The 11726-nt window shown below is 77.4% G+C and carries 11 protein-coding genes and 1 riboswitch; of the genes, 8 read left to right on the forward strand and 3 right to left on the reverse strand.

The features are described from left to right. Positions 1-28: 28 nt before the first annotated feature. Together DMP17_RS23660 and madC are read left to right on the forward strand one after the other, a co-directional pair. Positions 29-1087 (forward strand): MadB family AAA-type ATPase, encoded by a 1059-nt coding sequence (locus DMP17_RS23660; RefSeq protein ID WP_337830643.1) that lies wholly within the window; start codon positions 29-31, stop codon positions 1085-1087. Then, positions 1084-2613, forward strand: a complete 1530-nt coding sequence (gene madC / locus DMP17_RS23665) for a MadC family VWA domain-containing protein (RefSeq protein ID WP_337830644.1) — start codon at positions 1084-1086, stop codon at positions 2611-2613. The genes DMP17_RS23660 and madC overlap by 4 nt, the downstream gene beginning before the upstream one ends. A 19-nt stretch (positions 2614-2632) precedes the next feature. Here madC and DMP17_RS23670 read toward each other — a convergent pair whose 3' ends face one another. Beyond that, the gene (locus DMP17_RS23670) at positions 2633-3220 is read right to left on the reverse strand and encodes an NADPH-dependent FMN reductase (RefSeq protein WP_226353991.1); all 588 of its coding nucleotides are present in this window, start codon (positions 3218-3220) and stop codon (positions 2633-2635) included. A gap of 42 nt (positions 3221-3262) precedes the next feature. Between DMP17_RS23670 and DMP17_RS23675 the strand changes: the two genes are divergently transcribed. The 4 genes from DMP17_RS23675 (at position 3263) to DMP17_RS23690 (ending at position 8094) form a co-directional block, all read left to right on the forward strand. After that, complete coding sequence (locus DMP17_RS23675; RefSeq protein WP_337830645.1) at positions 3263-4831, forward strand: ABC transporter substrate-binding protein; 1569 nt, start codon at positions 3263-3265, stop codon at positions 4829-4831. A 76-nt stretch (positions 4832-4907) separates the two neighbouring features. Further along, positions 4908-5849: an ABC transporter permease gene (locus tag DMP17_RS23680; protein WP_337830646.1), complete on the forward strand. Its 942-nt coding sequence runs from the start codon at positions 4908-4910 to the stop codon at positions 5847-5849. After that, entirely contained in the window at positions 5846-6652 is an 807-nt protein-coding gene (locus DMP17_RS23685; RefSeq protein ID WP_226353993.1) for an ABC transporter permease subunit, read from the forward strand. Before DMP17_RS23680 ends, DMP17_RS23685 begins: the two co-directional genes overlap by 4 nt. Then, positions 6649-8094, forward strand: a complete 1446-nt coding sequence (locus DMP17_RS23690; protein ID WP_337830647.1) for an ABC transporter ATP-binding protein — start codon at positions 6649-6651, stop codon at positions 8092-8094. Before DMP17_RS23685 ends, DMP17_RS23690 begins: the two co-directional genes overlap by 4 nt. Positions 8095-8104: 10 nt before the next feature. Here DMP17_RS23690 and DMP17_RS23695 read toward each other — a convergent pair whose 3' ends face one another. After that, entirely contained in the window at positions 8105-8467 is a 363-nt protein-coding gene (locus DMP17_RS23695) for a hypothetical protein (RefSeq protein WP_337830648.1), read from the reverse strand. A 120-nt stretch (positions 8468-8587) separates the two neighbouring features. On the opposite strand from DMP17_RS23695, the gene DMP17_RS23700 reads away from it, so the two are divergent. Beyond that, complete coding sequence (locus DMP17_RS23700; protein ID WP_226353996.1) at positions 8588-8974, forward strand: hypothetical protein; 387 nt, start codon at positions 8588-8590, stop codon at positions 8972-8974. Continuing rightward, entirely contained in the window at positions 8971-10491 is a 1521-nt protein-coding gene (locus DMP17_RS23705) for an ABC transporter substrate-binding protein (protein WP_337830649.1), read from the forward strand. Before DMP17_RS23700 ends, DMP17_RS23705 begins: the two co-directional genes overlap by 4 nt. Here DMP17_RS23705 and DMP17_RS23710 read toward each other — a convergent pair whose 3' ends face one another. Beyond that, positions 10492-11238 (reverse strand): class I SAM-dependent methyltransferase, encoded by a 747-nt coding sequence (locus DMP17_RS23710; protein WP_337830650.1) that lies wholly within the window; start codon positions 11236-11238, stop codon positions 10492-10494. 169 nt (positions 11239-11407) lie between these two features. Then, positions 11408-11611, forward strand: a riboswitch (cobalamin riboswitch). Positions 11612-11726 lie beyond the last annotated feature (115 nt).

Raw genomic sequence — 11726 nt, forward strand, 5'->3', positions numbered from 1 at the left:
TGTCCGTGCACACCCGCTGAGGAGACCGGTGTTCGACAGCCCCGAGACGCTGACCGAGGCCCTGGCCGGCGAGAACTACGTCATCGACCCCGAGTTCGCCGTGGTCGTGCACCTGGCCACCGCGCTGGAGCGGCCGCTGCTGCTGGAGGGCCCGGCCGGTGTCGGCAAGACCGAGCTGGCGAAGTCCCTGGCCGCGGCGAGCGGCCGGACCCTGATCCGCCTGCAGTGCTACGAGGGCCTCGACGACGGCCGGGCCCTGTACGAGTGGGACTACGGCAAGCAGCTCATGCACGTCCAGATGCTGCGCGACCGCATCGGCGAGCTCCTGTCGGGCACCGCGACGATGGCCGAGGCCTCCGCCCGGCTGCGCGCCGAGGACACCGGTCTCTACACCGAGGACTTCCTGCTCCCCCGCCCGCTGCTGGAGGCGCTGCTGTCGCCCGAGCCGGTGGTGCTGCTCGTCGACGAGGTCGACCGCACCGAGGAGTCGATGGAGGCACTCCTGCTGGAGGTGCTGGCCGAACGCCAGGTGACGGTGCCCGAGATCGGGACCTTCACCGCCCGCTCGACGCCGTGGGTGGTCCTGACCTCCAACGACACCCGAGAGCTGTCCCCCGCGCTCAAGCGCCGCTGCCTGCACTTCGGGGTCGGCTTCCCGACGGCCGAACGCGAGACCGCGATCGTGTCCCGGCGCGCGCCCGCGGTGGCCGACGACGTCGTCGCCGACGTCGTCGAGCTCGCCCGGCGGCTGCGGGACCTCCCGCTGCGCAAGGCCCCCTCGATCTCGGAGGTGATCGACGCCGCCCGCGCCGCCGCCGTCCTCGGGTGCGGGTCGGCCGGGGAGGCCGCGAAGGTCCGGTCCGCGCTGCTCGCCGCCCTGCTCAAGTACGGCTCGGACCGCGAGCTGGCCCTCGCCCGGCTCGACGGCGACGACGGGGCGGGCGGCCCCGCGGCGGAGCCCCGGCCGGGCCGCCCGGCCGACACGACGTCCGGGGCGTTCGGGCGGGGACGCGCGGCCTCGTCGGCGGGCGGGGCGACCACCGGCGCCCGCGCACAGGCCGACCGGGCCCGGCGCGGCCTCCGATGAGCGGCCCGTCCCCCGGGAGCGTCGCGGCCCGGCTGCTCCCGGTCCTCGCCGCGGCGTTCTGCCGGGTGCTGCGCACCCGGCGGGTCCGGGTCTCGCCCGCCGAGTCGATCGAGGTCCACCGGGTGCTGGCGATGGTCGGGGGCGCCGACACCGACCGGCTGCGGGCGTCGCTGCGCGCGGTCACCGTCAAGTACGCCCACGAGCGCCCCGGGTTCGAAACGGCGTTCGACGCGTTCTTCGGCCTGCTCCCCGACGACGGGCCCCCCGGGCGGGGCGGCGGTCCCGGCCTGCGCGGGCCGGGCGCGGAGGGGCTGCCGGACGCCCTGGAGCTGGCCGAGGTGGGCGACGCACTCGGGCGCTCCGCCGACGACGACCCGTCCGCGGCCGAGGTCGGCGACCTGCTCGACGCCGAGGAGACCGAGAAGGGCTTCAACCCCCACCGCGACGACGACGTCTCGCTCGGCGGATCGGACAGGGACCTGTCGGTGTCCTCCGGCGAGGACCGGGGACGGCGCGGCACGACCTACACCGTCGACCTGGACCGGGCCGGTGCCGCCGTCGGGAGGGAGCTGACCTCCGGGGCGAGCACCCCGGTCTCGGGGTCGATCTCCTTCGACGACCCGGAGACCGTCCTGGCCTGGCTGGCCGCGTACGACCCGCACGACGTCTACGCCGACGGTCCGCCGGGCGAGGAGCTGTCGGCGGTCCAGCTCGACCGGCTCGTCGAGGCGATCACCGAGTTCGTGGGCCGGCTCGCCGACCGGGTCGGGGCCGGTGGGTCCCGGCGCCCGGACCCCGACGGCACCGGCCCCGACACGACGGGCTCCGCGGACATGGCGTCGGCCTGCCACGAGCTGCTGCACCGCATGCGGGGCGCCCCGCGGCGACGGCCGCGCGAGCACGCGCACGGCCCGCTCGACGCGCGGCACACGATGCGGCGCAGCATGCGCAGTGACGGCGTCCCGTTCCACCTGTACCACCGGGCGCGGGTCCCGGACCGGGTCCGGCTGCTGGTCGTCGTCGACGTGTCGCTGTCAGTGCGGTCGATCACCGCGTTCGTGCTGCGGCTGGCCCGGACGCTGCACCGGCAGGCGTTCCGCTGCCGGGTGGTCGCCTTCACCGACTCCCCCGTCGAGGTCACCGACCTGCTGCTGCGGGCCCACGACGACCACGCGCTCGCCGCGGTCCTGGCCGCGCCCGGCATCGACCTGGACGCGAGCAGCGACTACGGCCGCGTCCTGCACGAGCTGAACGAGCGGCACCGCGACGCCGTGGACCGCCGCACCGCGGTGCTGGTCGTCGGCGACGGCCGGTCCAACGGCCTGCCCCCGGGCACCGCGGAGCTGGAGACCCTCGCCCGCCGGGCCCACCGGGTCGGGTGGATCACCCCGGAGCCCGAGCGGTACTGGGACCAGGCGTCGTGCGCGATGCGCGACTACGCCCGGGTGCTCGACCACGTGCTCGTCGCCCGCGACGCCGACGAGCTCCGCGCCGGGGCCGGGGAGCTCGGCCACGCCCTGTCCTGATCCGGTCCGGACGGGGCGGTCACCCCTCGCGCAGGGAACGGCGCGGGATGTCCGGGGCGGCCGGCCCCGCGGCACCGCGGGGCACCGCCCGCGCGAACGCGACGACGGCGTCGGCCAGGTCGTGCAGCCGCTCGCGGACGCCGTCGTCGGTGAGGTCGCCGCCGGTGAAGTGGGTGTTGTTCGCATACACCGCGCCGGGCACCGCCCAGGCCCGGAAGAACCCGACGAGCGGCTTGAGCTCGTGCTCGACCGCGAGGAAGTGGTGGTCGGTGCCCCCGGTGGCGACGAGCCCGACGGGCTTGCCCGCCAGCGCGTCGTTGGGGAGCACGTCGAACAGGTTCTTCAGCCGGCCGGTGTAGCTGCCGCGGTACATCGGGGTGCCGACGACGAGCGCGTCCGCCGCGACGACCCGGTCGATCACCGCGCGGGTGTCGCCGGTGTAGTCGGCGGGGTCGCGGCCGTCGGAGAAGACGACGTCGTGGTCGCGCAGGGCGAGCAGCTCCGCCGACACGCCGTCGTGCGCGGCGGCTCTGGCCACCGCCAGTTCCAGCAGCAGCGCGGTCTTCGACGGGTCGGACGGGCTGCCGGAGATCGCGAGGAGATCCATCCCGGCGACCCTAGCCGCCGCCCGACCCGGCACCCTGGTGTCGTGCAGCTGAGCCGTCGTTCGTTCCTGCGGGCCGCCGGCGCGTCCGCGGCGCTCGCGGGGATCCCGGCTCTGGCGGCGTGCGGCGCGCCAGCCGACGCGGCGTCGCCGCGGCTGGTCACCTCGTTCGCCGGGACCGGCCCGCTCGGGGCACCCGACCCGCACCGGGTGTGGCGGCCGGTGGACCGGGCGCGGGCGGCCGCCGTCGCCGACACGCTGCTGGTGTGGGACCAGGACATGACCCCGCGCCCGCACCTGGCGGCCTCCGCGGCACCCGACCGGACGGGGACGCGCTGGCGGATCCGGCTGCGCGACGCCGTCGCCCACGACGGGCGGCCGCTGGCCCCGGCCGACGTGCTCACGTCGCTGCGCCGGGTGCTCGACCCCGCGACCGGGGCGACGGCCGCGCCGATGCTCGCGCACCTGGACCTGACCGCCAGCCGCGCGGTGTCGGCGACCGAGGTGGAGCTCGTGCTGGGCCGTCCCGACTTCCTGTTCGCCCTGGCCCTGGCCGCGCCGGGGACCGGCATCGTGCGCGGCGGGCGGGGGGACGTGCCCGTCGGGACCGGCGCGTTCCGCTTCCTGCCCGGCTCGCCGGACGCCCTCTACCGGCACGACGGCCACTGGGCCGGCCGCCCGCCCGCGCCCGCGGTGGAGTTCCTGGTCGACGACGACGAGGAGAACCGTTACCAGTCCCTGGTGGACGGCTACGTGCACTGGGCGCACGACCTGTTCCCGCACAGCGCACGACGGCTGCTCGGGCGGACCGGGACGACCGTGCTGTCCGCACCGGGCTCGGTGACCCGGTTCCTCGACACCGGGCCCGGCCCGCTCGCCGACCCGCGGCTGCGCGAGGCGGTGCGGCTCGGGATCGACCGGGTGGAGCTGGTGCACGAGATCCTGCTGGACCTCGCGCAGCCCGGCGACGACCTGTTCGGGGCCGGGCTGGCCCACCACCCGGACGGGGTCGCGCCGGTGGTGCGCGACGTCGCGCGGGCCCGGGAGCTGGTCGTCGCGGCGGGGGCCGATGGGGCGCGGGTGCCGCTGTTCTTCGACCCGTTCGACCCGATGTCGCGGCCGACCGCCGACCTGGTCGTGGAGCAGCTGGCGGCGGTCGGGCTGCGGTGCGAGCCGCGCGAGCCGGAGCCGCCGGACGTCGAGCCGACCCCGGGCATCCGGTTCCGCCGTGCCGCGGCACAGCCGATCCCGCTCTACCTGCAGGCCGTGGCCGCGGTGCCCCGGGCACCCGGGGACGACACCGCGGGCGACACCGGGGACGACACCGCGACCGACGGCGCGGCCGGTCCCGGGACCGGCGGGGCCGCCGGGAGCGGGGACGCCGCGGGGGGCCGCCCCGACGTGCGGGCGCTGCTCGCCGTCGCCGCCCGGGCCCCGGACGAGGCGCGCCGGACCGACGCCCTGCGCCGCGCCCAGCTCCTGCTGCGCGACGACGCCACCGCCTGGTCGGTCGGGGACGAGCACGTCGGCGTCACCGCGGACCTGTCGGGCGTCGAGCCCGCCCGCCCGGACACCGGGACCTGGGCCCGGTTCCACCGCGCCCGCCTCGGCTGACCGCCTCCGGCGCGGCACTTGTCCCGGCCCCGACGACTGTGATCCTGTTCAGGTGACCAGGAGACGGAGGGGCGGAGTGCTGCGTGGCATCGGCCGGTCCGGGCGGGCCGCCGTCGCGGCCGGGCAGCTGCTCGCCGCCGTCGTGGCGATCTTCGCGCTGACCACGCTGCTGCCCGGCGACGCCGCCGACGTCGTCCTGGGACCGGACGCCACCGACGAGCAGGTGGCGCGGCTACGCGACGAGCTGGGGACCGGGCTCCCCGCGACCGAGCGGCTCGCCGGCTGGCTCGGCGGGCTCGTCACCGGGGACCTCGGCCGGTCGCTGGTGACCGGCCGGCCCGTCGTCGACGAGGTGGCGGGCCGGCTCGCGAGCACCGCGCTGCTCGCCGTGCCCGCGCTGGTCCTCACCGTCGCGCTGGCCGTCGCGATCGGCACCGCGACCGGCCGGCGGCCCGGCAGCACCCTCGACCGGGTCTCGACGGCGACGGTGTCCGCGCTGGCGGCCGCCCCGCAGTTCGCGACCGGGCTGCTGCTGGTCGGGCTGTTCTCGCTGCAGCTCGGGTGGCTCCCGGCGACCGCGGGCGGCGGGTCGCTGCTCACCCCGGCGGTGCTCGTGCTGCCGGTGGCCGTGCTGGTCCTCGCCCAGCTGGGCAGGCTGTCGCGACAGGTCCGCCAGGGCGTCCTGCAGACCGACCGGTCCCCGCACGTCACCCACCTGCGACGGCTGGGCCTGCCCGAGCGCGACGTGCTGCTGCGCCACGTGCTGCCCGGCGGGCTCGCGCCGTCGGTGCAGCAGCTCGCCCGGATCGTCGGCGGGACCCTGGGCGGGGTCGTCGTGGTCGAGTCGCTGTTCGCGCTGCCCGGGGTCGGGGCCGGGGTGGTCGACGCGGTGCAGAACCGCGACATCCCGCTCGTCCAGGGCTACGCGGTGCTCGCCGCGGTCGTCACGATCACGGTGAACCTGGCGGCCGACGCGACCGTCGCGCGGCTGAGCCCGGTGCGGGAGGAGCGGGCGTGATCCGGGTGCCGGTGGGGACTCTCATCGCGGCCGCGCTCGCCGGGGTACCGCTGCTGTGCGCACTCGCCGGGCCGTTCCTCGCACCGCTGCTGCCGGCCCCGGACGGCGCCGGCGCGCTGCTCCCGCCCGGGCCGGGGCATCCGCTGGGCACCGACGCGCTGGGCCGCGACGTGCTGACGCTCGCGCTGACCGGCGGCACCACCGTCGTCGCGCTCGCCGTCGGCACGCTGGTCCTGGCCTACGCCGCCGGGGTCCCGCTGGGGCTGCTGCTGGCCGCGTCGGGGCGACGGTGGGCGGTGCTGCTCACCCAGCGGGCCCTGGACGTGCTGCTGGTCCTGCCGTCGCTGCTGGTGCTGCTGGTCCTGGCCGGGACCGGGCGGCGCGGGGTCGGCCCGATGCTGGTCGCGACGGCGCTGCTGCAGCTGCCCGCGGTCGTCCGGGTGGTCCGCGGGGCCGCGGGGGCACCGGCGCGGCGGGTGGCGCTGGAGACGATGACGCAGAACGGCGAGCGGTGGTGGCGGGTGCACCTCGTCGAGACCGGGCGGTTCGTCGCCGGACCGGTGCTCGTCGACGCCGGGACCCGCGGCGTGCTCGTGCTGACCGTGCTGACCGGCGCGAGCTTCCTCGGGGTCGGGCTGCCACCGGACACCGTCGACTGGTCGGTGGTGATCGAGCAGAACTCGTCGTCGCTGTTCCTCGCACCGTACGCGCTGCTGGTGCCGGCGGGTCTGCTCGTCGCGCTCGCCGCGGGGACGAACGTGCTGGTGGACCGGCTCGCGGACCGGACGGGGGCGGTCGTGTGAGCGCGCTGACGGTCCGCGGGCTGACCGCGCGCACCGCCGACGGGACGGTGCTCCTCGACGGCGTCGACCTGGACCTCGCGCCCGGCGCGGTGCTCGCCGTCGCCGGGCCGTCCGGGGCGGGGAAGTCGACGCTCGGGCTGGCGCTGCTCGGCGGGACCGCGACCGGGGTGGAGCTCGCCGGGTCGGTCCGGGTCGGCGCGGCCGAGCTGCTCGGCGTCGGCCCGCGGGAGCTGCGGGCGCGCCGGGCCGGGCGGGTCGGGTACCTGCCCCAGCACCCGGGCCAGGTCCTGGACCCGGTGCGCAGGGTCGGACCGGTCCTCGACGAGCTCGCCGCCACCGTGCACGGCCGCGGGCGACGGCACCGGGCCGCCCGGGCCCGGGCGGTCGCCGAGGCGTGCGAGCGGGCCGGGCTCGGCGCCGAGCCGCACCTGCTCCGCCGCCACCCGCACCGGCTCTCCGGGGGTCAGCAGCAGCGGGTCGCGCTCGCCGGGACGCTGGTGACCGGCCCGGACGTCGTCGTGCTCGACGAGCCGACCACCGGGCTCGACCCGGCCGCCACCCGCGCGGTGACCGACCGGCTCGCGGCGCTGGCCGCGGGTTCGACGGCGCTGGTGCTGCTCACCCACGACCTCGACGTGGTCCGCAGGCTCGCCGCCGCCGTCCCGGTGACGCTGCTGGAGCTGGCCGCGGGCCGGGTCGTGCGCACCGGCCCGGCCGCCGCGCTGCTCGGTGCACCCGTCCCGACCGCGCCCCCGCCACCACCGGCGGCGGTCGGGGCGCTGCTCGAGGTGACGGACCTGGGGGTCCGGGCCGCGGGCGGGGCGCGGCTGCTGTCCGGGGTGGACCTCGCCGTCGGGCGGGGCGGGTTCGTCGCGCTGACCGGGCCGTCGGGGGCGGGCAAGACGACGCTCGGCCGGGCCCTGGCCGGGCTGACCCCCTGCTCGGGGACCGTCCGGGTCGGCGGCCGGGACCCCGCGGGCGACCGGCGCGCCGTGCAGTACGTCCACCAGGACTGCCGGTCCGCCTTCCTCGACCACCGCCCCGTCCTCGACCAGGTCGCCCGGCCGGCCGTGCTGCTGCGCGGGCGGTCCCCGGCCGACGCCCGGGCCGCCGCCGTCGCGCTGCTGGAGCGGCTCGGGGTCCCCGCCGCGACGGCCGCGCGCCGCCCGGGCGGGCTGTCCGGCGGTCAGCTCCAGCGCGCCTCGGTGGCGCGGGCCCTGCTCGCCGGGCCCGCGGTGCTGGTGGCCGACGAGGCCACCTCGGCGCTGGACGGCGGGCACCGCGCGCTGCTGCTCGCCGAGCTGCGGCGCTCCTGCCGCGAGGACGGCACCGCGGTGCTGCTGATCAGCCACGACCCGGTCGCCGTCGCGTCGGCGGACCGGATCGTGACCCTCGTCGACGGCCGGGTGGCCGCGGCACCGCAGCCGGTCCCGGCCGGCTGAGCCGGACCGCTCAGGCGCCCGCGTGCTCGCGCAGCAGCTGCGCGGTCTCCCGGGTGATCTCGGCGTGCAGCCGGCAGTGCTCGTGGTGGTCGGCGTGCGCGCCGCAGGCGGCCGAGCTGGCCTCGCAGGCGAGCGCGGCGGCCGACGCGGCGGCCTCGCCGACCGCCTTGTCCCCGGTCCGGCGGCCGAGCACGCTCGCGGCCGCGGTGCAGAGGTCGGCGGCGTCGAGGGCGAGGAGCACCTCGGTCTCCATGCCGCCGGAGGCGACCATGGCCGAGGCACAGGCGGTGCTCGCGCGGGCGGCGTCGTGCAGCTTCTCGACGACGGTGGCCGGGGTGCTGACGCCGGCGGCCTCGAGGACGTGGTGGCTCATGGGGATCTCCTGGTGTCCGGGGTGTGGGACCGGAGGGTTCCCGCGTGGCGGTGGCCGCACTCACCTAGTTGTCGACCTCGACGTCTGAACAACCCGTCATACGTCACGTAGGGTCGGATCATGTCTGCGCTGTCCGCCGTCACCGTCTGCCGGGGGTGCTGCTGCGGCTCCGGTCGCAAGCACCCGGGCCTGGACCGGCCCCACCACGACAGGCTGCTCGACCGGCTCACCCGGGGCACCGAGGGCCACGCGCGGCTGCGGACCAGCGAGTGCCTCGGCCCGTGTGCCGACTCCGACGTCGTCGTGGTCGGACCCACCCCGGCCGCGCGACGGGCCGGTGCGCGGCCCGTGTGGCTGCGTGCGGTCCTGGACGCGGCGACGACCGACGCCGTCGCCGACTGGGTCCGCGCGGGCGGGCCGGGTACGGCGCCGCGCCCGGCCGTCCTCGACGGGCACGTGTTCGCCCCCGGCCTGCGCGCCTCGGACACCGGGCGGGCCGCCGGATGACCCCGCCCGAGCTGTCCCGGCGCCGGGTGCTGACCGGCGCGCTCGGCGTCGCCGCGCTCGCCCTCACCGGCTGCTCCGGCGGCGGGACGGGCCAGGAGCGGCTGCGGGTCGTCTTCGCGACCGGTGGCTCGCGCGAGTCGCTGGACCCGCACGTCCTGCCGCTCTACGTCGACCAGGCCCGGGCCAAGGCGTGCTTCGACACCCTCACCGGGTGGTCGCAGGACATGACCCCCGAGCCGCGGCTGGCCGAGTCCTGGGAGAGCGACGCGACCGGGCGGCGGTGGCGGATCCGGCTGCGCGCGGCCCGCTTCCACGACGGCTCCCCGCTCACCGCCGATGACGTGCTCGCCACCCTGGCCCGCATCACCGACCCGGCGACCACCGCGATCGCCGCGACCCTGTTCCGCGACCTCGACGCGGCCGCCTCGCGGGCGGTGTCTCCGACCGAGGTCGAGCTGGTGCTGACCCGGCCGAACACGCTGTTCCCGCTGGCCTGGGGCGCGCCCGGCACCGAGATCGTCAAGGCCGGGACGACGTCGTTCGACCGTCCGAACGGGACGGGGCCGTTCCGGCTCGCGTCGTTCACCCCGGGCGGGTCCACCGTCTACACCGCGTCGGAGGACCACTGGGACGGCGCGCCCGGCGTGCGTGAGCTGGAGTTCCTGCCCGTCGACGACGAGGCCGCCCGGATCGGCGCACTGCTGTCCGGTCAGGTGCACTACGCCCACGACCTCACCCCCACCGGCGCCGCCCGGCTCGACGGCGAGCAGCGCGCCTCGGCGCTGTCCGCGCCGGCCTCGGCGAGCCAGTTCCTGGTGATGCGGGTGGACCGGGCACCGTTCTCCGACCCGCGGCTGCGCGAGGCGGTGCGGCTGGGCATCGACCGCGAGGAGCTCGTGCGGGTCGTGCTGCTCGGGCGCGGCCGGGTCGGCGACGACATGTTCGGCCAGGGGCTGCGCTACCACCCGGCGGGGGTGGGCCCGGTGGCGCGCGACGTCGCACGGGCCCGCGCGCTCGTCACCGAGGCCGGGGCGCAGGGGGCGGCGATCGAGCTGCAGACCAGCGGCGCCGACCCGACCTTCGACGCCGCCACCGCGCTCGTCGCGCGCCAGCTCGGCGAGGTCGGGCTGCGGGTCACGGCGCGGCCGCTGCCGTCGTCGGGCTACTTCCGGGCCATCCGGCAGCAGGGCGTGTTCTCCCAGAACAGCACCGGCTCGCTGCCGATCCCGGACTACATCGGACGCCGGATGCTGACCAGCACCCCGACCTACGACTTCACCGGCTACCGCAGCCCGGAGATCGACCGCCTCTACTACGCCGCCGTCGCCACCACCGACGACGCCGCGCGCACCGACGCGTTCGCCCGGATCCTGGGTCTGCTGCGCGCCGACTCGGGCGCCCTGGTGTGGGGTGTGCGGGACTGGAACGTCGGCGTGGCGGCCGGGCTCACCGGACTGGAGGCGGCCCGGCCGAACACGTTCGCCTGGGCGAACTTCGCGCGCGCCCGGCTCGGGTGATCAGCGGATCGCGACCAGGGTGCGCCGGTCGAAGGTCTGGGTGAGCGTCCCGACCTCGGCGAACCCGGCGCCGGACAGCGCCTGCTCCCAGGCCGGCAGCGACGACCCGCCGGTGACCCGGCCGGCGAAGCGGCGCTCCCGCTCGGCGAACCCGTCGGCCAGGGCCGGCTCGTCGGCGAGCGCGTCCCACCAGGTCCGGAAGTCCTCGCCGGTGGCCAGTCCCCGGTCGGTGCGCTCGACCCGCAGGGCCCGGGTCAGCTCGGCCAGGCGCGGCTGCTCCGGGTCGGCGAGCACGGTGTCGACGTTCACGAACACCGCGCCGGGGCGCAGCACGGACGCGAGGCGCTGCGCGAGCTCGGGCAGCGCGGGCTCGGGCAGCCAGTGCAGGGCGGTGGCCGAGACGGCGGCGTCGAACGGCCCGCCGACGGCGTCGGTCCACCCGGGACGCGAGAGGTCGGCGTCGACCCAGTGGACGCGCTCGCCGGTGGTCCGCCGGGCCAGCTCCAGCATGACCGGGTCGACGTCGACGCCGACCACCTCGGCACCGGTCCAGCGCGCCGCCGCGCGGGCCGCGAACGACCCGGGCCCGCAGGCGAGGTCGAGGAGCCGTGCGGGGGTGCCGGCGAGCCGGTCGACGACGTCGAGCGCCAGCGCGAACAGTTCCTCGCGGTCGGGGATGTAGCGCTCCTGCTGGGCGTCCCACCGGCGCAGCCAGTGCTCGGCGTCGAGGTCCGTTCCGGTGGTCATCGCACTCTCCTGCACAGCGGTGGCAACAGTGCGGCCGACGGTATCCGCGCGGACCCGCCGAACGGAAGGGACCGCCGGGCCCGTGACCGGCGACGTTCACCGTGCGTGACTCAACGGTCGTCGAAACCGGAACCGATAGGGGGGTCGATCGTGTCCGGACCCCAGATGTAGTGTCCGGGGCGCTGGTGGTTCACCGGTCCGCACGGGCCGGTGAGGCAAGAGGGAACCCGGTGGGAATCCGGGACTGCCCCGCAGCGGTGAACGGGAACGACCGCCGTCAACAGCACTGGGAGCTGCTCCCGGGAAGCGACGGCCAGTAGGTCTGAGCAGTGCGCCCGTGAGTCCGAAGACCTGCCACCGGCGCGCGTGCCGACCGGTGCGCGCTGCTCCGGGGCCTCGTGGGACGGCGCCAGGGTGTGGTGGGCCATCGCGGTCGTTCGGTCCCACCGCCTCCTCGCACCGCTCCGCCCCCCGGGGACGACGGCGAC

Source organism: Pseudonocardia sp. TMWB2A, from assembly GCF_017312135.1.

Coding starts and splice junctions, on each gene's coding strand:
- madC (WP_337830644.1), top strand. CDS start 1,084: ATGAGCGGCCCGTCCCCCGGGAGCGTCGCGGCCCGGCTGCTCCCGGTC.
- DMP17_RS23670 (WP_226353991.1), bottom strand. CDS start 3,220: ATGGATCTCCTCGCGATCTCCGGCAGCCCGTCCGACCCGTCGAAGACC.
- DMP17_RS23695 (WP_337830648.1), bottom strand. CDS start 8,467: ATGAGCCACCACGTCCTCGAGGCCGCCGGCGTCAGCACCCCGGCCACC.
- DMP17_RS23700 (WP_226353996.1), top strand. CDS start 8,588: ATGTCTGCGCTGTCCGCCGTCACCGTCTGCCGGGGGTGCTGCTGCGGC.
- DMP17_RS23705 (WP_337830649.1), top strand. CDS start 8,971: ATGACCCCGCCCGAGCTGTCCCGGCGCCGGGTGCTGACCGGCGCGCTC.
- DMP17_RS23710 (WP_337830650.1), bottom strand. CDS start 11,238: ATGACCACCGGAACGGACCTCGACGCCGAGCACTGGCTGCGCCGGTGG.